Below are 24053 nucleotides of genomic sequence, written 5' to 3' on the forward strand. Positions count from 1 at the left end.
GCGATATTTAGGATAAGCATTAAAAATTTACAGTAAATTAAAAGTATATGCAACATAATACAATCCCCCGATACTTGGATTACCAATTGCGTTGGTATAGTATTGATTAAACAGGTTATTTGCACCGAGCTTCAATTGTGATTTGATCAATGGCAGCCTGTAAAGCAATGCAAAATCTACCATGTGAATGGGATCCAGAGTACCTGAAGCAAAATCTCCCTCGAAGTTTACTTTATCCTGCCATCTCCAGTTGATGTTAAAACCCATCAGGTTTTTAGGACCAAAACCAGAATTGCTCAAACCCAGTACGGTTCTGTATTTGGGGGCGTTAAAGGAAGATCGAAAATTATTCGGTATATCCCTGATCTCATCAGAAGACACACTACCATTAACCGAAAAATTAGCCGGAAGCCTCCAGTCAAGACCCACCGCCCAACCGAAAGTCTTCACCTTCACATCTGAATTTACCACAACAGAAATACCCCTGTAAGCAGCAGGATTTGCCGGATCATTAAACTGCACCACATCGCGACGGCCAATAAAATTTTCATACTCGCCGGTATACACATAAGCATCCACAAATAATTTTTTAGCAATGAGGGCCTTATATCCCAGTTCATAACTCACCACACTTTCTGGTTTTACTTCTTTATAAGTTACGGGTATACGATTGGCGGGATTGGCAATAAATTCGGGTGCCGATAAACCAGGATTGTTGATCAGATCGTAGGACTCCCATATTACCTTATTGCCCCCAATCAATGTTCCGCTTCCTACTGTCAGGTCTATCCATTGCTGCTGCGTACTGGGGAAACGATAGGCCGTCTGGTACGAAAGGCGAATATTATGATCTTCGGCAGGTTTAATTACTGCAGTCACTCTCGGGGTAAACTTTCCTTTAAAATATTCATTTTTATCGTACCGGCCGGAGGCTGTCAATTTCAACCTGTTTTTAATTATCTCCCTTCCTACCTGCAAATAAGCGCCTACTTCATTTATTTTGATCGGGCCATCTACTTCATGAAACAGTGTATTTTCGCTGTTCAACACAAACTGCCTCCAGTTTCCTCCTACCAATAACTCTACCGCATTATTAACCAATGGCGACAGGTTATACTGCCCTTCTGCTACATACAGATCGGACTTATCGAGAAATAACCCACCGTTCTGATAAATAGGCTTTAGCCGAACTTCATCCCATAATTTAGTAAACTCAGCAGAACCTGCCTGCGGACGTCCCACATCTGCTGTTGCCCTGGCCATATTGTGTGCTTCTATATCGCCAATACCAGCCATTTTTGCGTTCATGTAAGCCAGCCCGTATTGTTGATACCATTGTGCACTTGGCTTCCACAACTCGTTAAACTGTCGTGCAGTAGCCGTGAGGTTATGCGATTCGCCTGCATTTTCCTGTGTGGTATACGCCCGCAGAAACCAGTTATCAGACTTAAACTCCAGTTTATACTGTCCAATCCTAAGGTCTTTTAATGAATAACGATCGCTGCCGGTATAAATGGTATTACCAGTTCCCATCTGCCCCATTAATGAAGCTTCCACTTTAGGGGTGATTTTGTAATGTAAAGCAGCCCCTACTTTAAAATTAACGGTATTAGGGTCTGCTAACTCATTCTCTGTATAACCTGTTCTTGAAACAGGAATATTTTCGGGCATCTGGCTGATATAAGATTGCCAAAAAGGAACCTGGGCGCCGATAGCATTTAATACCAGAGATCGTAAATTGATGGTGGTTTCATCGCCATATACATTTATACCATCATAGTTAGGATCAGTTTCACGCGTACCGTCTTTTATGGCGCCATTAGTTCCTACCCTCCCGTAATTGCGGTAGTCCCTGGCCAGCCAATCCCTTGCATGTATATATTCTGAAGTAATTTTGTACGCAAATTTTTCAGACACCTTCTGAGCCCACCTGGCAGAAAAATTATAATAAGGTGAAGTGCCCCTGTAATCATTACCCACATTCATTACACCACTTTTAGCCTGGAAAGATAAGCCGGTATATTTGAACGGATTCTTACTATTGATGAGTAAGGTACCGTTCATGCCGCCCGAACCATACAGCGCCGATGAAGCGCCAGGTAGCAATTCCATGCTTTCCACATCCAGTTCAGACAAGCCCACTACGCTTCCTACTGAAAAATTCAATGCGGGCGCCTGGTTGTCGATGCCATCCACCTGTTGGTTAAACCGGGTATTACCGCTACCCGCAAATCCGCGTGTGGTGGGAGATGTAAAGGTTAGTGAAGCATTTACTACGTCTACACCTTTTAGCTTACCAATGATATCATAATAACTGGCCGCGGGAGCATTTTTAATAGCGGCAGCGCTCACCCGCTCCACAGTAACAGGCGACTCAAGCAAGCGTTCGCTAAACCTGGAAGCTGATACCACAATCTCCTGGCCCAGCATTGGCTTTAAAGACACCGTTAAAAACGTTGTGCCTGTAACCGATATATCCTGCGCTTCAAAATTTACGGACGTGATCGTTAAAGTAGCAGGTAAAGAGGATACATTGATCTGAAACTCTCCTTTTTCATTAGCCACTACTCCTTGGGTACTGCCTTTTAAAACAATGGAAGCGGCAGAAATGCCGTCTCCGTTTTCAACATTTTTTACGACTCCTTTAATAGTTTGAGCAAAAGAAAAGGTTACGACAAGACATAGGATTCCGGTTATGGCGGACAATCTTAATGCAATTCTCATAAATTACTGATTTGTTTGGACAATTGTTCTGTTAAAATAACACTTGTTAGTTTAATTTCAAAATAAAATGTTACTCCATACAGATAGGTGGTAACGGGTGCGAGAACTCCTGGATTATTTAGCGCGCAGTTGAAATATGGTAAAAGTCCAGCCGAAAATACACAATCCAAAGACCCGGAAATGCACTTTATAATTATTGTTATTAGCAATTTATCATCATTCACTTGCAGCTATTTATTGCCTGTATATTATTATCAGCTGATTCTTATTAATTTCGCGCCATGTCTGAATTGAACTTCCCCAACAAACTAATTTCTACCGTGGTAAGGTAAGAGATGTATATACTATAGATGACCGGTTGCTGGTGATGATTGCTTCTGATCGTATATCGGCATTTGATGTAATATTACCGGAACCTATTCCGTATAAAGGACAGGTATTGAACCAGATCGCTGCATACATGCTCAATGCAACCCAGGACATTTGTAAAAACTGGCTGCTGGAAACACCTACGGTGAATAGCTCTGTAGGACAAAAATGCGAGCCTTTTAAAATAGAGATGGTAGTGCGCGGGCATTTAACAGGACATGCCTGGAGAACTTACAGCAGCGGTAAAAGAATCTTATGTGGTGTAATGCTTCCAGAGGGAATGAAGGAAAATGATGCATTCGCTACACCCATCATTACCCCGAGTACCAAAGCCAGCGAGGGCCATGATGAAGACATTAGTAAGGAAGAAATTATTGAGCAGGGCCTGGCTACAGCAAGCGAATGGCAGCAACTGGAACAACTAGCTTTGTCTTTGTTTAAACGCGGACAGGAGCTGGCTTTAAAGCAAGGACTGATACTGGTGGACACTAAATATGAGTTTGGTAAACTGGGAGATGAAATTGTATTAATGGATGAAATACATACACCTGACAGCTCCCGGTATTTTTATGCCGAAGGCTTTGAAGAACGACAGCAGGCGGGCGAAAAGCAAAAGCAGCTGAGTAAGGAGTTTGTACGGGAGTGGTTAATTGAAAACAATTTTATGGGTAAGGAAGGCCAACAGGTTCCTGAAATGAAAGAAGAATGGATCAACACCATTTCCAACCGCTATATCGAACTATATGAAAAGGTAATTGGCGAAGCATTTCAACCCAAAAAAGTGAATGAGGAAGAGCAGGTAGAAAAGATCTCTCAAGCATTAAGCAGATATTAAGAACAAGGGCCGCAAAATTTGCGGCCCTGTTTTATAGAGAACGGATAAACTAACTATTTGATTACCGGAGTACGCCTTTGCAACTTTATAGCATTCTTTTTGAAGGCGCTAACATATCCTTCGCTATCTTCTCTGCGTATAACTGCGTTAATTGCATCATTTTCGAACCGGAAAAATTCATCTATCTCCAGTCGTATACTTCTTCCATAAGTTTTATTATATACCGATCTGCTGCCACCGATTGAAAAATCACCAATCAGAACATCATTAAACTCCGGCCATAACCTTGTATCATTATCAACGCTGTATACTATAGCATACTGACCATCGTAATCCAGTTTCACCACTGAATAAGGAGAATTAACTTCAGAAATATATCTTACTATTCCAGATTCATCATTGTTTTGATTGTCATCATAATAATCTCTTTTTGTACAGCTTGCCAATAATACAATTCCGGCAAAAAGCACCAGCGATATTGAAATAATTCTTTTCATTTTTATAAGTTTAGTAGTTTTAATTAATATTGTTTGCTTGTTTGATATATAGAGTATTAAAAAAGCCCGGGGTTTGTAGCACATTGTTAAAAAACTTATAATAAAATTTATGCCAACAGCCCATCATTATTCTAAAAATGATCAACGATTATATGAAATCAGTAATTCTCTCACTCCTTAGCGTTGGATTTATGCTTTACACTCCAAGTTCATCAGCGCAGCGCCTGGTTATTGGCACCTACACTAATAACAACGCGAGCAAAGGCATTTACCTATATGATTTTAACGCTGCTACCGGTGAAGCAAAAGAACTAAGCTCTGTTAAAGCAGGCAACCCCTCCTACCAGGCTGTTGACAACAGGAGACATTTCGTTTACAGTGTTAATGAAAGCGATGAAGGCAAAATATCTGCTTTTAAGTACGATCCGTCAACTGGGTCTCTATCGTTAATTAACCAGCAACCTAATAATGGCAGCGCTCCCTGTTATGTAAGCATTGATAAAACCGGAAAATGGCTGTTTGCGGGCAACTATAGCAGCGGCAACCTCACCGTGCATGCTATTGCTGCCGACGGAAGCATCGGCCCTATTCAGCAAACAGTGCAGCATACAGGAAACGGGCCCAATAAAAACCGCCAGGAATCGGCCCATGTACATTGCACGTACGTATCGCCCGATAACCGCTTTTTATATACACCCGACCTTGGAATCGACAAGGTGATGATCTATCCATTTGATGCGCAAACAGGAAGGTTAAACACAGATCAAAGCAGTGCCATTATTATACCGGCAGGTGGTGGTCCCCGGCATATTGTATTTACCCAAAACGGAAAGTTCGGCTATATTATTGAAGAATTGTCCGGAGCAATTACCGTAGTTGCGCGTAAAGGATTGCAGCACACTATTGTTCAACAAATTAATAACCTGCCCGCTCAATATAATGGTGCCAGCGCTGATATTCACCTATCACCGGATGAACATTTTCTATATACTTCGCACCGCGGCAACAGCACTATACAGATACATCAAATAGATGCAAAAACCGGACGCATCAGTTTTGTTGCAGAACAAGCCACCAATGGTAATTTCCCGAGAAACTTCACCCTCCATCCTTCAGGGAAATACCTGTTGGCAGCCAACCAGAAATCAAACGACATTACCATCTTTAAAAGAGATATTCGTACTGGCTTACTTACAGATACTCAACAACGTATTAGGGTACCCGCGCCGGTTTGCCTGCAATGGATCGACTGATAGTAACTTCTTATACATTTCAAGACTCCAAATCAATAAAGAGCATAAGTCAGGAGCTTGTTGATGTATCTTGTTCTGGAAAAAGGACTGGTAAAAAAGCATGAGGACAACAGGGACCAGAGTTCGTAACTTTGCGGCTTGTTACAGCAATCGGCACATACTTTATTTGTTAAGCAAACTGCAGCACAGCTTGATTTGAACATTGTGGCATTGCCAAAGCGAAGCCGCTGGATGAGGATGCGCGTAAGCTGGAGGCCTGGTTAAATAAGGGTATGCATGGACAGATGAAGTACATGGAGAACAACTTTGAACTGAGGGTTGATCCTACCAAACTGGTACCCGGAGCAAGATCTGTCATCACCCTTTTACTCAACTACTTTCCGGCTCAGCAACAAAGCAACAATGCTCTAAAATAGCTAAATATGCTTACGGCCATGACTATCATGAAGTAATAAGAGCCAAGCTCAATGAGTTTCTTTTTATAATCCGTGAAAAACTGGGCGATATACAAGGCCGTGGTTTTGTAGATTCTGCACCTGTGCTGGAACGTAGCTGGGCCAAAAGAAGTGGTATAGGATGGGTGGGGAAAAGTGGCAACCTGATCACCCGGCAAAATGGATCTTTTTTTTTATAGCCACCCTCATCACCGACCTCGAATTAGATCATGATGATCCTTTTGCGAAAGACTTCTGCGGTTCCTGTACCCGCTGTATAGATGCCTGTCCTACTGATGCGATCCTTCCGAATAAGGTTGTAGACGGGAGTCGATGTATTTCTTATTTTACCATTGAATTAAAAGAGTTGCTTTTACCAGAAGGTATGAGTAACCAGTTTGACAACTGGATGTTCGGTTGTGATACCTGCCAGGATGTTTGCCCCTGGAACCGGTTTAGCAAACCTCATACAGAACCGGCTTTTACACCAATACCTGAAATATTAAATCTGTCGAACAGTGAGTGGCAGGAAATGACGGAAGAAAGCTTCCGGAAAATATTCAAACACTCTCCTTTAAAAAGAAGCAAGTTTAAAGGTATTCAGAGAAACCTGAATTTCATCAGGCAGGAATAACCAGGAATATCCGATGTTTCACACAGAGCCCGCAGAGTTATAAAGGCGCGGAGAAATGGAACTTTAGATATTGCATGCATTTTTATCAGGTAATTGCTGTTCTGCCAAGGTAGTGTTTCCCGCAGAGTACACAGAGTTATGGAGGCGCGGAGAAATGGAACCTTAAATATTGCACGCGTTTTTATCAGGTAATTGCTGTTCCAGGCAGGTAATGTTTCTACCAAAACGCACAGAGAAAGGGAGGCGCAGAAAAAAGTGGAACTTTAAATATTCAACTCGGTCCTAAATCACCTGATCATTTTTTTAGATCCTGAAGGCCACGACTGATAAGGTCGCCATAGCTCTTATCCAGCATTAAACTGGAAAGTTTTTCCCATGGGTACCATTTCAATTGAAAATCCATGTATCCCTGTAATGCCAGCGAATCGTTGCGGTCATCTTTATTGATCTGCCAGCCACTGATAACAGGACTTGATCCTTTCTGCATGAGTACGACTACGCTGCTGTCTGTTGATTCGCTGACGGTCAGCAGGATGCCGTTAGCATTAGCTTTTACTACTCTTCCATCTTTTACCAGCTCATCGCGTAGTATCACATTTTCAAAATCAGGATACCATGTCTTCCATTGAGCAAGGTCTCTCACCTGGTTTAAAACACTGTCCCGATCATTAGCAAGGCTGGTCATTCTAAAAACCCTTATACGGGATGGGATAAAAATGCCACTACACAGGCCATTGCAAAAAAACAACAGCGCTGATCAATATGAGTTTAATATATCGCATGAAGGAATAAACAAATAATTAAAGTTCAATTAAAACACAAATTCAATAACAACCTTGACTGGTAGGGACTATTTATTAGTAATTTTAACCAGGTTCAAAAATAAAACCATTAACCAATGAAACATTAAGAGTTTAAGATAATTAAGCGTGTGTGTATTCAACCCGAAATATACAACTTTACACATTTATCATTCCCACTTCATCACTTTCATCGCAATAAGGTATACAATAACGATCCAGATGCCCAGTATCCCGATCTCTTTCCAGCAATCGAACAAATGCAGCCCTTCGAAAGATATTTTACGCATGGCATTATTAAACTGGGTAAGTGGTAAAGCCTGGCAAAGGTTCTGAAGCCATGGAGGAAAAACGTTGATAGAAAAGAAGGTTCCCGACAATAATATCTGGGGAAACCAAAAAGATTGATCAGTAATGGTATGCTGGTATCCGTTTTAGCGAGGCTGGCAAATATCAAGCCTACCCCCATCAACAGAAACAGCATATACACTGTGAGAATGATCATCTCTATAAATGTGAGAAACCCGTTGATCAAGGTAAACTTTAAAAAGAAATGCCCGAAGAGGATCAGTACAATAACGTTGATCAATTGAAAAACAATGCGGCTTGCCCCTATTCCGATAAGGATATTGATCTTTTTTAACCGGAGATGCATAAAATCTTTTTAACACCAGCTGTTCTCTCAGGTTAAAGAAAACAAAAGCAATTCCAAACATGGTGGCGAACAAAATTGAAAAGCCCAACTGCCCGGGTAATACAAAATCAATCTGCCTGTATTTTTTACCAGGAACGATTTGGGGGATAAATGCATACTCGCGATGTAGTTTATGCGCGTCATCGAGCTCAATTTTAAGCGCCTGGTAATCGAGCGTACGCATCAGGTTATAGACCGCTCCCCGCTGGCTTCGCTTGACAACAGCAATACTTTATAGTATTTTGAAGAATCAATCTGGTAAGGGATCATAGTCAAAACTGCCGAAATATTGCCTTTAATCAGGTCTTCGTTTTGCCTGGCAGTATCTGTGTAAGGAACTATTTTAATCCTGGGGTTCAATTTCAGACTATCAAATAATACACTTGTAGTATCACTTTGCGGGTTGATCGCTACTTTATAAGCCTCGGGAGGACGTTCACTGAACGCCCCAAAGATGAGTATAAAAATGATTGGGAAAAGAAAACTAAAAAACAATGCCGAAGGCTGACTGAAAATAGCTTTAAAGCTCGCTTTGGTGATCGCCCACAATGCTCTTGACTGACTATAAGACATTTACTGATGCTAAATTTAATAATGGATTGAGAGACCGAAGTTCAGGCTAATTAATGGTAAATTCAAAAGGTAGCTTAGCCTGTGCGCCCTGCGTCATTTGCTTCACCTGTAACAGTTGCTTGTAAACGTTATAGTAATTGTCGCCTAATTCTGTTTTCATTCTTGTTCCGGCTATTTCTGCTTTATCTATCCCCAGTAATCTTTCTATCAAACTCCCAGATTTGGGAAACTCTCTTACTTCATAGCTATCCAGCCCGGCTTTTTTGCGGCGGCTGCTATTGCTGTGGTTAGCCCTCCATAGGCATCTATCAATCCTATATTTTTAGCTTTCAGGCCCGTCCAAACGCGTCCCTGGGCAATAGTTTCAACATAAGCGGTATCCTTCTTACGTCCTTCAGCCACGCGCTGCTTAAAATCAGCGTATATTTTTTCTATACTTACCTGTACCAGCTGTTTTTCCTGTTCGGTCATAGGGTGATCTACGTTTCCTGCATTTGCTAAAGGCCCTGTTTTCACGCCATCAAAAGTAACCCCCAGCTTATTTTTAAAGAAAGTGCTCATATCCGGCACAATACCAAATACTCCAATAGAGCGGTAATGGTATTTTTAGAAGCAAAAATACTATCGGCAGGAGCCGCAATATAATATCCACCCGAAGCAGCCACATCTCCAAAGCTTACCATCAGTGGTTTTGCTTTCTTAGCTAACAACATTTCGCGCCATATATTTTCACTTGCCAGTGCGCTGCCACCTCCAGAGTTAATGCGCACCACTATCGCCTTAATCGATTGATCTAACCGTGCTTTTCGCAACAGATCTATATAATCGGCACTACCTATCTCGTCCTCTTGCCCCTTGCCATCTACAATATTACCGGAGGCATGTATCACGGCTATGTTATCACCCTTACCACCCAGGTCTCTATTGGTTGCCGCATATTGTTCCACACTTACGTAGTTGATTTTTTTACCTGCATCAATCTTCAAACGCTTTTTGATCTCATCTTTTATTTCATCATCGTACTTCACACCATCAATTAGCTGATGCTTTGTGGCATCTTCAGGAGTTTGGATAGTTCCTGCATCTGCCAGCTGATGCAAAGTAGCAGTGTCGGTTTTACGGGCTTCTGCTGTTTTTAACAGGAAGTCGTTATAAATATCATTGACCCAAACGGTTGTTTGCAACCTGTTTTCGTCAGTCATTTTTTCTGCGCGCAAAGGCTCGGTAGCACTCTTAAACTTACCCGCATAGAATATTTGTGGCTTAATCTCCAGTTTTTCAAGCGTACCCTTCAGAAACATGTAATTAACACTAAAGCCCGTCCATTCAAAAAATCCTTTGGGTGTAACGTATATTTTATCAGCCACATTTGCTATGCTGTAAGCATTTTGCGACATTACATCGGCATGAGCTATAATAAATTTTTTTGACGACCTGAAACTGATCAGTGCGTTCCTTATCTCGTCGCTGTTACCAAATCCATTTGCATTACCATTAGCTTTTAAAAGAATACCTTCAATATTTTTATCATCCTTTGCTTTCTCAATCAAACGGATCAGGTCATAAAAAGAAGGTGTTTCTTCCAACGCTCCAACCTGTATTACCGATTGAAAATCGGTGATGGGTCTTTCATCAAACTTGGTGCTCAGATCGATTTCTAACACCGATTTCTCGGCCACTATAGGCACTGATTTGGACATGGCGCTTCCCGCAAGGCCTGCAAAAAAGAAAACCATAACAAAACAAAACACGATCAACGCCAGGAAAGATGCGAGAAATATCTTTAAAAAGGATTTCATAAGAAAATATTTGACTTTTTGTACAAGGCGCGGGCTTATTTACCGGCTACCTTTTAATATCGTCAAAATTAAAGATATTTCCTATGCAATTTTTGGATAGCCATAGTATTACGTCCTTCACTACATAATTCTGTTCCTTTTATTGAACGCTTCTGTAAATTTGTTGCCCCGCTTAAAAGTATATAGCGTTTTTATGGATCAACCACTAAAGGAAACTTATTTAATAACGGGCACCAATTTAGGCGACCGGCAGGCCAATTTAATACGGGCTATTACGGAAATCGGGCACCGTATTGGCAGCATAACAGACTGCTCATCTATTTATGAAACAGAGCCCTGGGGCTTGACCGATCAACCTAATTTCTATAACCAGGTATTGAAAGTGAGCACCGTTTTGGATCCTTTAGCGCTGCTGGAAGCTACGCTTGCGATCGAAAAAGACATGGGCCGTGTGCGGGCTGAGCGTTACGGAGCAAGAGTCATAGATATTGACATTCTTTTTTTGAGGATATCGTTATAGATACCGACCGGTTAGTCATTCCTCATCCGCGGATTGTTGAACGCAACTTTGTATTGGCACCCCTTGCTGAAATTGCGCCCCACCTGGTTCATCCGCTGATGCATCAAACTATATCTGAAATCTGGAAGGCCGGCAAGGATCATTTGGGAGTAAAAAAACGATTTCAAAAGATCGCTAGAACTATATTTGCCCCAACACAGGCACCATCGTTTATTGATTGCCTGGAAGAAGTATTATTATTTAAATTGGATTTGCGTTACGAGTTTATAACCATAGAAGGGAATATTGGAGCCGGTAAAACTACGTTGGCTACATTGCTCAGCGGGCATTATAATGCCAAACTGGTATTAGAAGCTTTTGCGGACAACCCGTTCCTGCCTCAGTTTTACGAAAACCCTAAACAGTACGCCTTCCCGCTCGAACTGTTTTTTATGGCAGAACGTTATAAGCAGTTGCAGGAAATGCTGGTACAAAAAATATGTTTCACCAGCTAACCATCAGCGATTACCTTTTTACCAAGTCGTTGCTATTTGCCAAAGTAACGCTAAGCGAAGACGAGTATAAGCTTTATCAGCGGCTGTTCGAGATCGTACAGCAACAGCTTATCCACCCGCAGCTACTGGTGTATCTTCATGCGCCGGTTTCGCGACTACAGCAAAATATAAAAAAAGACAAAGGGCATACGAGCAAAAGATCCCTGATGAATACCTGCATAGCATTCAGGAAACCTACCTGCAATACATCAAACAACTCAATCTGCCTGTATTATTTGTAGATGCCTCCAATGCAGACTTTTAAGTAACGATAAACATTTACGGGTTATTTACGATGCGCTTGAGCAGCACTACGAACCAGGGCTACATCCGATTGCATTGCCTTAAAAGGTTTTCAGATGATAGTTGATGGATGATAAATAATAGTTCACAGACAATAGCGCTGTACGTTTGATTAAAAGATTCCATCGCCATAGGAAACGCGTTTATTACTCACCATTGATTACTCATCCTTTGCTCACCTAATGGCAAGCGCAAATACCCCCGAAGTACAGATCGTTAATGACCCTTTTGCAGCAGTTCGAATTCCGGAATACCGAAACCTGATGGTTGGCCGTTTCACTTTTGTGATGGCCATGCGAATGATTACCACAGTAGTAGGTTGGTGGATCTATCAATTAACGAAAGACCCTTTGGCGATAGGTATGATCGGCCTTTCAGAAGTCATACCGGCGCTCATGCTGGCCTTATATTCCGGTCACATGGTGGATACGAATGATAAGAGGAAACTCATTTTAAAAGGCGTTGTGGGCTATTGTGTTGCAGCATTAGTGTTATTTATACTATCTACTTCACGAACCCAACATTTCCTGCACACCAACCATATCTCCTGGTTTATTTACGGTGTTTTCTTTTTTACCGGTATCCTGCGCTCTTTTGTGGGACCTTGCTTTAGCGCAATGATAGCTACTATTGTTCCTAAAAACCTTTTGCAAAACGCGACTACCTGGAACCAGGGGACATGGCTTTCCGCCTCAGTAACAGGGCATGCTACAGGAGGCTTTCTCATCGCCTTTCTGGGCATTTCTTCTACTTTGATTGTAATTAGTTGTCTTGTCTTTTTAAGTCTCTTGTTTCTTTTCCAGTTAAAGCCCAAACCACCCATACAGACTACAATAGAAGACAGTGACATAGGCTTTACCAGAGCACCGGAAAAGAAAACCTGGGCAAGTATTAAAGAAGGGCTATCCTTTGTATTTCAGACAAAGGCATTGCTGGCTGCTATGGCTCTGGATATGTTTGCAGTTCTGTTTGGTGGTGCTGTAGCCATGATCCCCGTATTTGCAAGTGATATACTTAAAATAGGCCCCAAAGGCTTTGGATGGCTCAATGCAGCGACAGATATCGGGGCCATCTTTATCGTAATTATACTTACCTTATGGCCCATGAAAAAAGGCCAGGGCCGGAAAATGCTACTGGCCGTTGCAGGGTTTGGCGCCTGCATTATACTATTTGGCTTATCAAAATGGGTTTGGCTATCTTTTTCTGTACTCGTACTGGCAGGCATACTGGACGGAGTAAGTGTTGTTGTACGGGGCACCGTAATGCAGTTATTAACACCTGACCATATGCGTGGCCGCGTAAGTAGTGTGAGTGGCATGTTTGTGCTAAGTAGCAACGAACTGGGGCAATTTGAAAGCGGAGTAATGTCGCGCGCTTTTGGAGTGATACCGTCCGTCATTATTGGCGGCTGTATGACTGTTGCTGTTGTGGCTACTACCTGGTTTAAGGCGCCTACATTGCGAAAATTTGAATATTAATCAGACAATATATCTACCTTCAACTTCTACACTCCTTATTTTATGCTTATCCAAAGAATTACAATAGAGCAGGTTGACCTGGTGACTGACTTGTTTAACCAATATCGCATTTTTTACAAACAAGCCTCAGATATACCCCTGGCAGAAGCTTTCCTCAAAGAAAGGTTGAGCAATAATGAATCCGTAATTTTTGTAGCTATAATAAACGAACAACCAGCAGGCTTCACCCAGCTCTACCCCACTTATTCTTCCATGCGGGTTTCAAAAAACTGGATCCTAAACGACCTATACGTTGAAGCCGGTCAAAGAAAGCAGGGAATTGGAGCAGCATTGATCGAAGCGGCTATGGCTTTCGCGCGGAATGATGGCGCTAGTTACCTGGCATTGTCTACCGCGGTTGACAATTATACAGCGCAAAAGCTTTACGAATCCATCGGTTTTATAAAGCAGGAGCCGGATACCGCTTTTTTCGACTATCGAATCGCGTTAAAATAAGAAAGCCGCACTTTCGCACCGGCTCCAACAACTTAAAAACAAGATCAGTTATATCACTCTCACGCGTAAAACACCTTCGATCGCTCTTATTTTCGCGATACTTTCTTCGCTGCTTACGCTTTCCAGATCCAAAATAGTATAAGCATAATCACCACGGCTTTTGTTGATCATATCCTTGATATTGATCTGTGCATCGGCCAAAGCGGTAGATATCTGCCCTACCATGTTTGGAATATTTTTATGAGCTACAGTAATACGCTGAACACCCGATAAAGGCATTTCACAATTAGGGAAATTTACCGAGTTCCTGATATTACCCGTTTCGAGATAAATCTTAGTTTGAATAGCCGCCATATGCGCACAGTTATCCTCCGATTCGGGAGTAGAAGCACCCAGGTGAGGAATAGCAATTACACCAGGCCTGTTGATCATTTTCTCGTTGGGAAAATCTGTTACATAACCACCTACCGTTCCATCTTCTATTGCCGCCAGTATATCATCATCGTTTACCAGTTCGCCACGGGATAAATTGATCACACGTACACCTTTCTTCATTTGGGCAAAGGCTTCTGCATTTAATGTACCCTTTGTTTGAGCATTATATGGAATATGCAGGGTGATATAATCTGCCTTCTCAAAGATCGTTTTCAGATCAGTAGCTTTTTTAACCGCTCTGGACAATCCCCATGCGGCATCTACAGAAATGAACGGATCGTAACCTAATACCTCCATACCCAGGTTCACCGCTGCATTAGCGATCAACACACCAATAGCGCCCAAACCAATAACACCTAATACCTTCCCTTCGATCTCTGGCCCTACAAACTGAGCCTTTCCTTTTTCTACCTCTTTAGCTACATCCTGCGTAAGGCCGTTAGCCCAATTGATACCATCCACTATTTTGCGGGAAGAGATCAACATGGAAGTAATAGCCAATTCTTTTACAGCGTTTGCGTTAGCACCTGGTGTATTAAACACCACAATACCTTTTTCAGCGCATTTATCAGTAGGTATATTGTTTACCCCTGCTCCTGCACGCGCGATGCTTAACAGCGATTCAGGAAACTCCATTTCATGCATGGAAGCACTTCTTAACAAAATGCCATCCGGGTTGGGAGCATCATCTATAATTGCATAACCATCACCAAATTTATCTAAACCGGTTTTAGCTATTTTATTTAAAGTCTTAATTGTGTACGTCATGTTATATATTAGTAAATATTACCAGATTCTAATAGATATTACTAGAATATGGTAAATATGGTCCAAAAAACTATTTATTATTTGTTTCGAACTGTTTCATAAAATCAACCAGTTTCTGAACACCGTCTAATGAAATAGCATTGTAAATGCTGGCACGCATGCCACCTACAGACCTATGCCCTTTTAATTGAACAAAACCTGCCGCCGTAGCTTCTTTGATAAACTTAGCATCTATTTCTTCGTTACCGGTAACAAAAGGAACATTCATTACTGAACGGTCTTTACCCGCTACCGTGCTTTTGAATAACGATGACTCATCCAGGTAGTTGTATAAAGTATTGGCTTTGTCGATATTGGTTTGTTCAATTGCAGCAACACCACCCTGCTCTTTCAGCCAGTTTAATACCAACCCAATGAGGTATATACCAAAAGTGGGCGGTGTATTGTACATACTGCCATTTTCAATATGCTCTTTATAGTTGAACATAGTTGGAGTAAAGTCCATTGCGTTGCCTGCGAGGTCTTCACGAATGATTACCACCGTTACACCGGCAGGGCCAAGGTTCTTCTGAGCTCCCGCGTATATCAAACCAAACTTTGAAACATCATAATGTTTAGACAGGATATCGGAAGACATATCTCCTACTAAAGGCACATTACCTGTATCAGGCAGTTCCGCAAACCGGGTACCGTAAATCGTATTATTGGTGGTGATGTGGAAATAGTCGGCGTCCTTATCAAACTTAGATGCATCCAGCTCAGGTATATAGCTGAAGGTTTTATCTTCAGAAGAGGCTATTACGTTTACAGCACCGTAACGTTTTGCTTCTTTGATCGCTTTCTTTGACCATGCGCCCGTATTTACATAATCTGCTTTTTTATTTTTATTCATCAGGTTTAAAGGAACCATAGCAAACTGCGATGAAGCTCCTCCCTGTAAAAACAAAACTTTATAGTTATCGGGCACCTGCATTAACTCGCGCAATGAACTTTCTGCCGAATCAAGAATGGACATAAAATCTTTTGAACGGTGGCTCATTTCCATTACGCTCATTCCGCTTGTTCCATAGCACAGCATTTCACTTTGTGCTTTCTTTAAAACCTCTTCTGGTAAAGCAGAAGGGCCGGCCGAAAAATTGTAAACTCTTTGCATTGCCTATTAATTATTGTTTAAAATATTGAGGCGCGAATTTAAACTTATCTAACGTAATTACAATCCTGCACTGTCGATTTTTAACAGTTATGCACATTTAGTGAATAAACTAGCGTCACCAAACGATGGTTTGATTGAAGAAAAACTGGTATTTATCAGCGTTTTGGGGTATGGAATAGTGCTTACCAGCAGCTTTCCCGAAGTGTTTTCATTATTATTTAAAGCGGTAATTCATCTAAAACGTACTAACCTGATGTATAATGCGGGGTATAAAAATAATGCAACCAGTAACTAATGCACCTATAGAAACAATCAGGACTGCCGCAGCAGCCAGATCCTTGACTATTTTAATTTTCTCATGGTATTGGGGAGATACAATATCACACAGTTTTTCTATTGCCGTATTCATAATTTCGGCACCCATTACTGCGGTAATACAGCTGATCACCAGCACCCATTCCAGCTTTGTAATATCCAAATAAAAGCCCAAAAGAATGGCTACCACACCAGCCAGTATATGTATCCTGAAATTCTGCTCGGACCTGACCACAGATCTTAAACCCTGGACTGCGTAGCCGAAGCTTTTCAGCATTTTCTTAATTGACAACAGTTTCACCATCAACAACAAATCTAAACAATTACAACCAGTAGCCTGTTGTTTCGTTAGAAGTTGAAGCTAAAATTCCTTTTCAGAATAAAACAAAAACAAGCTGCCCGAAGTGTTGAAACTTAGTAATTAATTCGCGATTTATGATTTATTTTGACAGCAAATGACGGATCATATTAACAGGTACCTGCTTACATTGGGGCTTAGTTTTTGGGCCCTTTTAGGAATGTGCCAGTCGAACGGAATAACAGTATCAGGTAAGGTAACGGATAAAGAATCCGGCCTGGCATTGGAGGGAATATCGGTTTATGTTAACAACACCACTTACAGTACGCAAACCCAAAAAGACGGAAGTTTCCGGCTGACTAATATTCCTTTGTTGCATTTCGAACTGATTTTTTCTGCGGTAAACTACGAAACACAAGCCCGTAGTATTGATAACGCAGGCAATACAGCGCCATTAAACATTCAAATGCAAAAGAACGCTGCTTTATTGAACGAGGTGGTAGTAACAGCATCTGTAGAAAAAATGGCTGGAAACAATATGGCAGCACGTTCAATAAGGATTTTCTTAGCTATTCGTCATTTGCCAAACAATGCGAGATCATTAATTATCCGGCAATCCGGTTCAGACGAATAAAAAAAGACAATACCTTAAAAGCCTACTCGAAAGAACCGCTGAAAATAAAAAATAATGCATTGGGCTACGAGCTTACTTACTGGCTGAATGAGTATGAACACCAGTTTACAACACAGGTAGTATTTTATAAAGGTAATACTCAGTTTACCGAAATGAAAGGCAGCAAAAGAAGAATGCAGCAATGGGATAAAAACCGGTTGATGGCGTACCAGGGATCCCTAACGCATTTTATACGATCTGTTTATGCGGGAAATACAGAAGCAGAAGGATTTGTCGTAAATCTCATTAAAACAATCCCCTATCAAGATCTCAACCTTTACATACCGGCATATACTGACACCACCAGCATTCATAGCCCATCGGCCATTGTTAAACTTATAAACGGCCTGTATGCTCAAAAAGACAATGCATTGGCGGCATCACAAATAGTTAAAGCAGAACAATGGTTAGCCAGTAAACGGGACAGGATGCCCTATACTATTACACTTGCTGCACCTGACAGAACTGTGCAAGTTTATTTCTTTATTAAAAGATCTGTTGTATCTGACCAGGTTGCTGTTTACAGGTTTGATGTAAGCGATACAGCGGCTATCAGGTACATACAATGGGAAACGGCAGGCACAATTATCCCCGATCAAAAAGCATTGAACAGGATCAGTGGCTATGAGAGTATTACACCTTATCAACGTGGACAATTGAAAGTAAAACTCTTTTACTCCCGGCCGCTGAACACTAATCAATTTGTCACTAAAACGGGTGACAAAAAATTTCTTCAATTTAACGATACCTGGCAAATCACTTATACAAGAGAACGCAAGGACAAGGAATACATTGAAGAAAATGCACTACAAAATAATGACTCGGGCTACCAGGAATCCACACTTAGTATGACCGGCCCGCAGCCTGTTATGATCTTCCCTGATGGATATTACACGGGCACCTATAGTTTTATTACAGGAGCATATTGGTCGTATGAAAAAACGGATAAAATGCTGCCACTGGATTTTAAGCCCGCCAGGTAACCGGTACAGCACTGTTGTTATTTCCTGGCAGCCGCCGGCTTTTGCTTTTTTTCCAGTCTTTTGGTTTCTTCTTCTAAATTCAAGCTAAATAGAGCCATACTGCACTTTCCACAGCCCAACTCTTCGCCTAACTCAAAAGATTCGCGGGCCATCTCAATATCCCCAATTGCTGCATAATAGCCACCCAAGACTTCATAACCATTGGTATCCCCCAACTCAATAGCACGATATATGATATCTAAAATTTCCTGATTGGGCGCCCTTTTCTTCATTTGTTTTTGGGAACTATACAATGCGGCTATGCCACCCATGTCTTCCAGGGTTTTCAAACCGGCATAATCCAGGCAAGCTTTTGATAGTCCGCTATCACACAAATTTTTCAGTGTATTTTCATAGCTGCTATCAGGGCCTTCAAAAAGTAAGGAAAGCTCACTACCTCCTTTTTTGATATTATAGTACTGGTACAACAAACCGGCTACCCTGTCAGATGCCCCGGGATCGGTACGTAAGGTTTCAACAGTAGTGTCTTTTACCTTTTCCCAAACATAGCCATTTACCCATTCTGAAGCACCGTATAGCTTATCGCCTTTAATAACAAATTTGAAGATGCTCTTATCCGGATACACAATAAGACTATCGTCTTTTTGAAAATAATACCCATTTCCCATTCCCATAATATCTACCCTGCCATTACCATCAAAAGCAAAATATTCGTACATCGCGGTATCGGAACTGGCCTTAAAATAGCCATGCAGCTCATTGGTAATCTTTTGTGCAGAAAGCGTTGGAATTCCGCCAATGAGCAGGGCTATAACTATATAAAAATCCTTTTACCCATTGAACTTGTTTAAACTTTTAGACTAAATGATAATATGCCGCCTCTACGAGGCTTAATATTCGTAAACCGATTTTCGCCACCAATATCTAGTCCCTTCGTTGTACATTTTTATCCCTCAAATATAGAAGAATAAAAAAATGCGAAACACAAGGCTTCGCATTTCAAAGTTTATTTATTGCTTCTTACGCTTCGTTTACTGCTGCAATACCCGGAAGTGTTTTACCTTCAAAAACTCAAGCATCGCACCGCCGCCGGTGGACACATAGCTTACTTTCTCCGCATATCCGAATTTGTTAACTGCAGCCACACTATCGCCGCCGCCTACTAAAGAGAAAGCACCATTTTCTGTAGCTTCAGCCACTGCATCTGCAATAGCTTTGGTACCGCCCTGGAATTTCTCCATTTCAAAAACACCCATTGGACCATTCCATAAGATAGTTTTTGATTTTTTTATCACATTAGCAAACTGACCTCTCGATTCGCCGGCAATATCCAGTCCCATCCAACCTTCAGGAATATTGTTGCTGGGCGCCTCTGAAGTATCAGCATCAGCCGCAAATTTATCGGCGATCAAACTCTCACCAGGTAAATGAATGCATACATTCTTTTCTTTGGCCTTTTCTAAAATTTCTTTAGCTGTGTCCAGGCGCTCTTCTTCACAAAGAGAAGAACCTATATTACCTCCCATTGCTTTAAAGAAGGTATAAGCCATACCGCCACCAATAATAATATCAGTCGCTTTATCCATCAGGTTTTCGATGATCAGTATTTTATCAGAAACTTTTGCTCCTCCCAGGATAGCTGTAAAAGGCTTTTGAGCATTGCTTAATACTTTCTGTGCGCTGTTCACTTCTGCTTCCATCAGCAAGCCGAACATTCTTTTTCAGAAGGAAAGAACTTTGCGATTACAGCAGTAGAAGCATGGGCGCGGTGTGCGGTACCAAAGGCATCGTTTACATAAACATCGCCGAGTTTGCTTAATTTTTCTGCAAAAGCTTCATCTCCTTTTTCTTCTTCTTTATAAAAACGAAGATTTTCCAGCAATAACACTTCACCTTCACGCATCATATCAGCAGTAAGGTAGGCTTGCTCTCCCACACAATCATTGGCAAATAACACCGCGCTCCATCCAGCAGATCGCTTAAATGTTTTACCAGGTGCTTTAATGAGAACTTATCTTCAGGACCGGTTTTAGGACGGCCCAGGTGAGACATTAATATTACTTTACCACCATCAGCCAATATTTTTTGATAGTGGGTACCGCGGCTTTCATACGTGCATCAGAAGTAATCTCCAGGCTCTCGTTCAAAGGCACGTTGAAGTCTACGCGTATCAGGGCTTTCTGCCCTTTAAAATTATATTCTGAAAACTTTGACATAATAATAAGTTGATAAGTTTAAAGTTGAATAGTTGACAAGAAATATTGCCCGGCCATGCACCTGAGTACAAAAGTGCAACGCCCGACTGTACCCAACGGGCAGGCAAACCAGATGCTGTGCGATCCTGTGGCGGGCCTTATAAACTAAAAAGCGGAACAAAAGGTTCCGCTCTTCAATTTGTTATCGCTATTATTTGCTTATCAATCCTGCAAAATACTTTACAGTACGAACCAGCTGAGAAACATAGCTCATTTCGTTATCATACCAGGATACAGTACGAGCAATATGCTTGTCTCCAACGGTCATTACTTTAGTTAAAGTAGCATCGAACAAAGAACCATAGCTGGTTCCGATTACATCGCTGCTTACGATTTCGTCTTCGTTGTAACCAAAGCTTTCGTTAGCTGCCGCTTTCATTGCTGCGTTGATTTCTGCTGCAGTAGTTGGTTTACCCAGGATCACGTTCAACTCAGTGATAGAACCGGTGATGGTTGGTACACGCTGAGCGCTACCATCTAATTTACCTTTTAAGTTAGGTAATACCAGGCCAATTGCTTTAGCTGCGCCAGTGCTGTTAGGAACGATGTTAGCAGCAGCTGCACGTGCACGACGAAGATCTCCTTTAGGATGTGGAGCATCCAAAGTGTTCTGATCGTTAGTGTACGCGTGGATGGTAGTCATGATACCGATTTCGATACCATAAGTATCATCTAATACTTTAGCCATTGGAGCTAAACAGTTAGTTGTACAAGATGCACAGCTAATGATTGTTTCGCTACCATCTAAAATATCGTGGTTAACGTTGAATACAACTGTTTTCAGATCGCCTGTAGCAGGAGCTGAAATTACAACGCGTTTTGCACCTGCAGTAATGTGTGCCTGTGCTTTATCTTTATCTGTAAAAAAACCAGTGCACTCTAATACTACATCCACATCATGCTCACCCCATGGAATTTGAGCAGGATCTTTTTGTGCATAGATCTTAATTTCTTCACCTTCTACAGTTATAGAGTTTTCTGTATGAGAAACATTTTTATTGAAAGGGCCCTGTGCAGAGTCGTACTTTAATAAGTGTGCAAGTGTGGCGGGGCTTGTAAGATCATTAATGGCTACTACATCAATGCCTTGCTGATTGTAGATCTGACGGTAAACTAAACGTCCGATTCTACCGAAACCATTGATGGCTACTTTTACTGTGCTCATGATTTTTTAGTAATTTAATTTATAAGTACTTTTTTGGAGGCGTGAAGTTAACGATTTTATGGCATTTAGTGTACCTGATACATCTTATTTTTTGTTCACGTATAAAAGTGGAAAAACATTTTTTCGAAAAAGTTTTGGCGATGACAAAACAGCTTCCTATATTTGCACTCCCAAATCGGACAAGGCGCGTTGGTCAAGGGGTTAAGACGCCTCCCTTTCACGGAGGAATCACGGGTTCGATTCCCGTACGCGCTACAAAGGCCAGCTTTTCAGCTGGCTTTTTTAATACCCCCACTTTAAGACTGCAGCCTCGCGCCACAACAGCTTTCGGCTACCATTATCATAGTATTACTAAAATCAGGGATTGAAATTGAAATATGGCATTTGCTACGAATAAATTTTATTCATTAGCGCCACTCTTCAAATCAGCTTCTTATATTTGCACTCCCCAAATCGGACAAGGCGCGTTGGTCAAGGGGTTAAGACGCCTCCCTTTCACGGAGGAATCACGGGTTCGATTCCCGTACGCGCTACCAAAATGGGAGTTTCCATCAACATATCGGAAACTCCCATTTTTATTTCCACCACTAGTATTTCAAAACCCTGAGGCCACCAATATAAAATCACTATTTTCCTTAATTCAATATTATATATTTTTCTTTACAACTACTTTATCGTAATATTGCAATTAATAGTTAAAATATGGGCATTACAAAAACTGAGATATTTAATAAACAGCAGAACCGGCTAGCCACCATTTTAAAGGCGCTGGCTCACCCGGCGCGTATTGCCATCCTTCAGCACCTTATTAAATCACAGGCCTGTATTTGTAATGACCTTGTGGAAGAACTGGGCCTGGCACAGGCCACTATTTCCCAACACCTGCGGGAGTTAAAAAATACCGGGATTATTAAGGGGAGTATTGAGGGAACCAGTATCTGCTATTGTATTGATGAAAAAGTGTGGGCACAGGTAAGCAAGGAACTGTCAGGATTCTTTACCTCATTTACTCCTGTAAAAAGCTGCTGTTAAAAAAATTTAAGCTCATTCATCGTAATAATGCAATATTATAAACAATAAAACAAACAATTATGAAGCTGTCTGAAATTAAAAGCATATTGCCGGGCCTGGATACTGTAGCATTTCTGTTACCCAACGGCACCCAGGTGCCGGAACATTTTCATGTAACGGAAGTGGGAATTGTAAATAAACACTTTATAGATTGTGGCGGAACCACCCGCTACGAAACCAAAGTGAACTTTCAGCTATGGAATGCCAATGACTACGAAAACCGTTTAAAGCCCGGCAAATTGCTACATATTATCAGCCTCTGCGAGCAGAAACTCTCCATTAACGACAACCTGGAGGTGGAAGTGGAATACCAGGGCGACACCGTTGGTAAGTATGCCCTGGATTTTGACGGGGTATCATTTGTTTTGGTATCTACCGTTACCGATTGCCTTGCAAAGACAACTGTGGCGTACCGCCCCAAAAGCAAAAACTATCTTTAAAAGAATTACCGGTTAATACTGAAAGCTCCTGCACTCCCGGAGGCGGATGTTGTTAAACATAACAACCTGGGTTGACATCATAAAAAATCATTGAATCCAAACAAAAAAATACATGAAAAAAGTTTTAGTGCTTTGTACAGGTAACAGTTGCCGCAGCCAGATTGCAGAAGGTTATTTAAGGCATTTTGCCGGGGATAAGGCAGAGATCTATAGCGCCGGTGTAGAAACGCATGGCGTTAACCCCAAAGCCATAGCTACTATGGAGGCCGATGGCATTGATATTTCGGGCCATACTTCTAACAACGTTACAGAGTATAGCAATATCGATTTTGACTACGTAATTACCGTATGTGACCATGCTAAAGAAAGATGCCCTTTCTTCCCTACTAACGCGGTAAAATTCCATTATAATTTTCCTGATCCTGCAAAATTCCAGGGAACGGAAGCAGCTACCGAACAGGAATTTGCAAGAGTCAGGGATATGATAAAAGACTATGCTCAAAACTTTGTTCAAACCAACTTATAATGCCTGCAGACCATTGCGCTCCCGCATACC

Annotated in this window: 28 protein-coding genes, 2 tRNA genes and 3 pseudogenes; 16 read left to right on the forward strand and 17 right to left on the reverse strand. The window is 41.5% G+C overall.

Annotated elements, in window-relative coordinates; translation table 11 throughout:
• Window positions 1–27: 27 nt before the first annotated feature.
• Window positions 28–2724: a TonB-dependent receptor gene (locus MKP07_RS36020; RefSeq protein WP_240852855.1), complete on the reverse strand. Its 2697-nt coding sequence runs from the start codon at window positions 2722–2724 to the stop codon at window positions 28–30.
• Between the two features lie 289 nt (window positions 2725–3013).
• Here MKP07_RS36020 and MKP07_RS36025 point away from each other — a divergent pair, with 289 nt between their 5' ends.
• Window positions 3014–3928, forward strand: a complete 915-nt coding sequence (locus MKP07_RS36025; protein WP_240852953.1) for a phosphoribosylaminoimidazolesuccinocarboxamide synthase — start codon at window positions 3014–3016, stop codon at window positions 3926–3928.
• A 53-nt stretch (window positions 3929–3981) separates the two neighbouring features.
• Here MKP07_RS36025 and MKP07_RS36030 read toward each other — a convergent pair whose 3' ends face one another.
• A complete protein-coding gene (locus tag MKP07_RS36030) occupies window positions 3982–4425 on the reverse strand; it encodes a hypothetical protein (RefSeq protein ID WP_240852857.1) in 444 nt (147 codons plus the stop codon).
• 152 nt (window positions 4426–4577) lie between these two features.
• Here MKP07_RS36030 and MKP07_RS36035 point away from each other — a divergent pair, with 152 nt between their 5' ends.
• The 3 genes and pseudogenes from MKP07_RS36035 (at window position 4578) to MKP07_RS36045 (ending at window position 6746) form a co-directional block, all read left to right on the forward strand.
• Window positions 4578–5678, forward strand: coding sequence for a lactonase family protein (locus MKP07_RS36035; protein ID WP_240852858.1), 1101 nt, complete (start codon window positions 4578–4580; stop codon window positions 5676–5678).
• Window positions 5679–5971: 293 nt separating this feature from the next.
• Window positions 5972–6312, forward strand: a pseudogene (locus MKP07_RS36040) (epoxyqueuosine reductase).
• Window positions 6255–6746, forward strand: a complete 492-nt coding sequence (locus tag MKP07_RS36045; RefSeq protein WP_240852859.1) for an epoxyqueuosine reductase — start codon at window positions 6255–6257, stop codon at window positions 6744–6746. Before MKP07_RS36040 ends, MKP07_RS36045 begins: the two are co-directional and overlap by 58 nt.
• A 295-nt stretch (window positions 6747–7041) precedes the next feature.
• Here the strand turns inward: MKP07_RS36045 and MKP07_RS36050 are convergent, their stop codons facing one another.
• The 7 genes from MKP07_RS36050 to MKP07_RS40670 all read right to left on the reverse strand — a co-directional run bounded on the left by MKP07_RS36050 (window position 7042) and on the right by MKP07_RS40670 (window position 10612).
• Window positions 7042–7431: a hypothetical protein gene (locus MKP07_RS36050; protein WP_240852860.1), complete on the reverse strand. Its 390-nt coding sequence runs from the start codon at window positions 7429–7431 to the stop codon at window positions 7042–7044.
• Between the two features lie 285 nt (window positions 7432–7716).
• Window positions 7717–7926: an ABC transporter permease gene (locus tag MKP07_RS36055; protein ID WP_240852861.1), complete on the reverse strand. Its 210-nt coding sequence runs from the start codon at window positions 7924–7926 to the stop codon at window positions 7717–7719.
• Between the two features lie 54 nt (window positions 7927–7980).
• Window positions 7981–8424, reverse strand: a complete 444-nt coding sequence (locus tag MKP07_RS36060) for an ABC transporter permease (protein ID WP_240852862.1) — start codon at window positions 8422–8424, stop codon at window positions 7981–7983.
• On the reverse strand, window positions 8424–8813 hold the full coding sequence (locus tag MKP07_RS36065) for an ABC transporter permease family protein (protein WP_240852863.1): 390 nt from the start codon (window positions 8811–8813) through the stop codon (window positions 8424–8426). The genes MKP07_RS36060 and MKP07_RS36065 overlap by 1 nt, the downstream gene beginning before the upstream one ends.
• 46 nt (window positions 8814–8859) lie before the next feature.
• Entirely contained in the window at window positions 8860–9024 is a 165-nt protein-coding gene (locus MKP07_RS36070) for a hypothetical protein (protein ID WP_240852865.1), read from the reverse strand.
• 23 nt (window positions 9025–9047) lie between these two features.
• A complete protein-coding gene (locus MKP07_RS40665; protein ID WP_262920219.1) occupies window positions 9048–9374 on the reverse strand; it encodes a S49 family peptidase in 327 nt (108 codons plus the stop codon).
• Entirely contained in the window at window positions 9371–10612 is a 1242-nt protein-coding gene (locus MKP07_RS40670; protein WP_262920220.1) for a S49 family peptidase, read from the reverse strand. Before MKP07_RS40670 ends, MKP07_RS40665 begins: the two co-directional genes overlap by 4 nt.
• A 193-nt stretch (window positions 10613–10805) precedes the next feature.
• On the opposite strand from MKP07_RS40670, the gene folK reads away from it, so the two are divergent.
• The 5 genes and pseudogenes from folK to MKP07_RS36090 all read left to right on the forward strand — a co-directional run bounded on the left by folK (window position 10806) and on the right by MKP07_RS36090 (window position 13941).
• The gene (folK, locus tag MKP07_RS40675) at window positions 10806–11132 is read left to right on the forward strand and encodes a 2-amino-4-hydroxy-6-hydroxymethyldihydropteridine diphosphokinase (RefSeq protein WP_262920221.1); all 327 of its coding nucleotides are present in this window, start codon (window positions 10806–10808) and stop codon (window positions 11130–11132) included.
• 53 nt (window positions 11133–11185) lie between these two features.
• Window positions 11186–11626 carry a deoxynucleoside kinase gene (locus tag MKP07_RS40680; protein WP_262920222.1) on the forward strand — a complete coding sequence of 147 codons (441 nt, stop codon included), beginning with the start codon at window positions 11186–11188 and terminating at the stop codon, window positions 11624–11626.
• Window positions 11611–11930 (forward strand): annotated as a pseudogene (locus MKP07_RS40685) (deoxynucleoside kinase). The gene MKP07_RS40680 and the pseudogene MKP07_RS40685 overlap by 16 nt, the downstream one beginning before the upstream one ends.
• Before the next feature lie 220 nt (window positions 11931–12150).
• The gene (locus MKP07_RS36085; protein WP_240852866.1) at window positions 12151–13446 is read left to right on the forward strand and encodes an MFS transporter; all 1296 of its coding nucleotides are present in this window, start codon (window positions 12151–12153) and stop codon (window positions 13444–13446) included.
• A 42-nt stretch (window positions 13447–13488) separates the two neighbouring features.
• The gene (locus tag MKP07_RS36090; RefSeq protein ID WP_240852867.1) at window positions 13489–13941 is read left to right on the forward strand and encodes a GNAT family N-acetyltransferase; all 453 of its coding nucleotides are present in this window, start codon (window positions 13489–13491) and stop codon (window positions 13939–13941) included.
• Window positions 13942–13989: 48 nt separating this feature from the next.
• Here the strand turns inward: MKP07_RS36090 and MKP07_RS36095 are convergent, their stop codons facing one another.
• The 3 genes from MKP07_RS36095 to MKP07_RS36105 form a co-directional block, all read right to left on the reverse strand.
• Window positions 13990–15144, reverse strand: coding sequence for a phosphoglycerate dehydrogenase (locus MKP07_RS36095; protein WP_240852868.1), 1155 nt, complete (start codon window positions 15142–15144; stop codon window positions 13990–13992).
• Between the two features lie 70 nt (window positions 15145–15214).
• Window positions 15215–16297, reverse strand: a complete 1083-nt coding sequence (gene serC / locus MKP07_RS36100) for a 3-phosphoserine/phosphohydroxythreonine transaminase (RefSeq protein ID WP_240852869.1) — start codon at window positions 16295–16297, stop codon at window positions 15215–15217.
• A 235-nt stretch (window positions 16298–16532) separates the two neighbouring features.
• Window positions 16533–16889 carry a diacylglycerol kinase family protein gene (locus MKP07_RS36105; RefSeq protein ID WP_240852870.1) on the reverse strand — a complete coding sequence of 119 codons (357 nt, stop codon included), beginning with the start codon at window positions 16887–16889 and terminating at the stop codon, window positions 16533–16535.
• A gap of 178 nt (window positions 16890–17067) precedes the next feature.
• On the opposite strand from MKP07_RS36105, the gene MKP07_RS36110 reads away from it, so the two are divergent.
• Together MKP07_RS36110 and MKP07_RS36115 are read left to right on the forward strand one after the other, a co-directional pair.
• Window positions 17068–17544 carry a carboxypeptidase-like regulatory domain-containing protein gene (locus tag MKP07_RS36110; protein WP_240852871.1) on the forward strand — a complete coding sequence of 159 codons (477 nt, stop codon included), beginning with the start codon at window positions 17068–17070 and terminating at the stop codon, window positions 17542–17544.
• A gap of 59 nt (window positions 17545–17603) precedes the next feature.
• The gene (locus MKP07_RS36115; protein ID WP_240852872.1) at window positions 17604–18566 is read left to right on the forward strand and encodes a hypothetical protein; all 963 of its coding nucleotides are present in this window, start codon (window positions 17604–17606) and stop codon (window positions 18564–18566) included.
• A gap of 17 nt (window positions 18567–18583) precedes the next feature.
• On the opposite strand, the gene MKP07_RS36120 is transcribed toward MKP07_RS36115, so the two are convergent.
• From MKP07_RS36120 to gap, 5 genes and pseudogenes are all read right to left on the reverse strand, one after another.
• A complete protein-coding gene (locus MKP07_RS36120; protein ID WP_240852873.1) occupies window positions 18584–19285 on the reverse strand; it encodes a hypothetical protein in 702 nt (233 codons plus the stop codon).
• Window positions 19286–19597: 312 nt separating this feature from the next.
• Window positions 19598–20281: a phosphoglycerate kinase gene (locus MKP07_RS43960; RefSeq protein ID WP_262920223.1), complete on the reverse strand. Its 684-nt coding sequence runs from the start codon at window positions 20279–20281 to the stop codon at window positions 19598–19600.
• A complete protein-coding gene (pgk, locus tag MKP07_RS43965; RefSeq protein ID WP_317236256.1) occupies window positions 20266–20502 on the reverse strand; it encodes a phosphoglycerate kinase in 237 nt (78 codons plus the stop codon). Before pgk (MKP07_RS43965) ends, MKP07_RS43960 begins: the two co-directional genes overlap by 16 nt.
• Window positions 20469–20782: pseudogene (pgk, locus tag MKP07_RS43970) on the reverse strand (phosphoglycerate kinase). Before pgk (MKP07_RS43970) ends, pgk (MKP07_RS43965) begins: the two are co-directional and overlap by 34 nt.
• A 190-nt stretch (window positions 20783–20972) precedes the next feature.
• The gene (gene gap, locus MKP07_RS36135; RefSeq protein WP_240852875.1) at window positions 20973–21986 is read right to left on the reverse strand and encodes a type I glyceraldehyde-3-phosphate dehydrogenase; all 1014 of its coding nucleotides are present in this window, start codon (window positions 21984–21986) and stop codon (window positions 20973–20975) included.
• A gap of 183 nt (window positions 21987–22169) precedes the next feature.
• On the opposite strand from gap, the gene MKP07_RS36140 reads away from it, so the two are divergent.
• The 5 genes from MKP07_RS36140 to MKP07_RS36160 all read left to right on the forward strand — a co-directional run bounded on the left by MKP07_RS36140 (window position 22170) and on the right by MKP07_RS36160 (window position 24023).
• Window positions 22170–22241, forward strand: a tRNA-Glu gene (locus MKP07_RS36140).
• 206 nt (window positions 22242–22447) lie between these two features.
• Window positions 22448–22522 (forward strand) — tRNA-Glu (locus tag MKP07_RS36145).
• 166 nt (window positions 22523–22688) lie between these two features.
• The gene (locus MKP07_RS36150) at window positions 22689–23018 is read left to right on the forward strand and encodes an ArsR/SmtB family transcription factor (RefSeq protein ID WP_240852877.1); all 330 of its coding nucleotides are present in this window, start codon (window positions 22689–22691) and stop codon (window positions 23016–23018) included.
• Between the two features lie 59 nt (window positions 23019–23077).
• Window positions 23078–23497: a DUF6428 family protein gene (locus tag MKP07_RS36155; protein ID WP_240852879.1), complete on the forward strand. Its 420-nt coding sequence runs from the start codon at window positions 23078–23080 to the stop codon at window positions 23495–23497.
• 112 nt (window positions 23498–23609) lie between these two features.
• Complete coding sequence (locus tag MKP07_RS36160; protein ID WP_240852880.1) at window positions 23610–24023, forward strand: arsenate reductase ArsC; 414 nt, start codon at window positions 23610–23612, stop codon at window positions 24021–24023.
• The last annotated feature ends 30 nt before the right edge of the window (window positions 24024–24053 follow it).

Source organism: Paraniabella hibiscisoli (assembly GCF_022512515.1).
Lineage (GTDB): Bacteria > Bacteroidota > Bacteroidia > Chitinophagales > Chitinophagaceae > Niabella > Niabella hibiscisoli.

Bases quoted from the DNA above. Each gene is read 5' to 3' on its own strand.
- MKP07_RS36020 (WP_240852855.1), bottom strand. From the start codon at position 2,724: ATGAGAATTGCATTAAGATTGTCCGCCATAACCGGAATCCTATGTCTT.
- MKP07_RS36030 (WP_240852857.1), bottom strand. From the start codon at position 4,425: ATGAAAAGAATTATTTCAATATCGCTGGTGCTTTTTGCCGGAATTGTA.
- MKP07_RS36035 (WP_240852858.1), top strand. From the start codon at position 4,578: ATGAAATCAGTAATTCTCTCACTCCTTAGCGTTGGATTTATGCTTTAC.
- MKP07_RS36045 (WP_240852859.1), top strand. From the start codon at position 6,255: ATGGGTGGGGAAAAGTGGCAACCTGATCACCCGGCAAAATGGATCTTT.
- MKP07_RS36050 (WP_240852860.1), bottom strand. From the start codon at position 7,431: ATGACCAGCCTTGCTAATGATCGGGACAGTGTTTTAAACCAGGTGAGA.
- MKP07_RS36060 (WP_240852862.1), bottom strand. From the start codon at position 8,424: ATGCGTACGCTCGATTACCAGGCGCTTAAAATTGAGCTCGATGACGCG.
- MKP07_RS36065 (WP_240852863.1), bottom strand. From the start codon at position 8,813: ATGTCTTATAGTCAGTCAAGAGCATTGTGGGCGATCACCAAAGCGAGC.
- MKP07_RS40665 (WP_262920219.1), bottom strand. From the start codon at position 9,374: ATGAGCACTTTCTTTAAAAATAAGCTGGGGGTTACTTTTGATGGCGTG.
- MKP07_RS40670 (WP_262920220.1), bottom strand. From the start codon at position 10,612: ATGAAATCCTTTTTAAAGATATTTCTCGCATCTTTCCTGGCGTTGATC.
- folK (WP_262920221.1), top strand. From the start codon at position 10,806: ATGGATCAACCACTAAAGGAAACTTATTTAATAACGGGCACCAATTTA.
- MKP07_RS36085 (WP_240852866.1), top strand. From the start codon at position 12,151: ATGGCAAGCGCAAATACCCCCGAAGTACAGATCGTTAATGACCCTTTT.
- MKP07_RS36090 (WP_240852867.1), top strand. From the start codon at position 13,489: ATGCTTATCCAAAGAATTACAATAGAGCAGGTTGACCTGGTGACTGAC.
- MKP07_RS36095 (WP_240852868.1), bottom strand. From the start codon at position 15,144: ATGACGTACACAATTAAGACTTTAAATAAAATAGCTAAAACCGGTTTA.
- serC (WP_240852869.1), bottom strand. From the start codon at position 16,297: ATGCAAAGAGTTTACAATTTTTCGGCCGGCCCTTCTGCTTTACCAGAA.
- MKP07_RS36105 (WP_240852870.1), bottom strand. From the start codon at position 16,889: ATGCTGAAAAGCTTCGGCTACGCAGTCCAGGGTTTAAGATCTGTGGTC.
- MKP07_RS36110 (WP_240852871.1), top strand. From the start codon at position 17,068: ATGACGGATCATATTAACAGGTACCTGCTTACATTGGGGCTTAGTTTT.
- MKP07_RS36120 (WP_240852873.1), bottom strand. From the start codon at position 19,285: ATGTACGAATATTTTGCTTTTGATGGTAATGGCAGGGTAGATATTATG.
- MKP07_RS43960 (WP_262920223.1), bottom strand. From the start codon at position 20,281: ATGTTCGGCTTGCTGATGGAAGCAGAAGTGAACAGCGCACAGAAAGTA.
- gap (WP_240852875.1), bottom strand. From the start codon at position 21,986: ATGAGCACAGTAAAAGTAGCCATCAATGGTTTCGGTAGAATCGGACGT.
- MKP07_RS36150 (WP_240852877.1), top strand. From the start codon at position 22,689: ATGGGCATTACAAAAACTGAGATATTTAATAAACAGCAGAACCGGCTA.
- MKP07_RS36155 (WP_240852879.1), top strand. From the start codon at position 23,078: ATGAAGCTGTCTGAAATTAAAAGCATATTGCCGGGCCTGGATACTGTA.
- MKP07_RS36160 (WP_240852880.1), top strand. From the start codon at position 23,610: ATGAAAAAAGTTTTAGTGCTTTGTACAGGTAACAGTTGCCGCAGCCAG.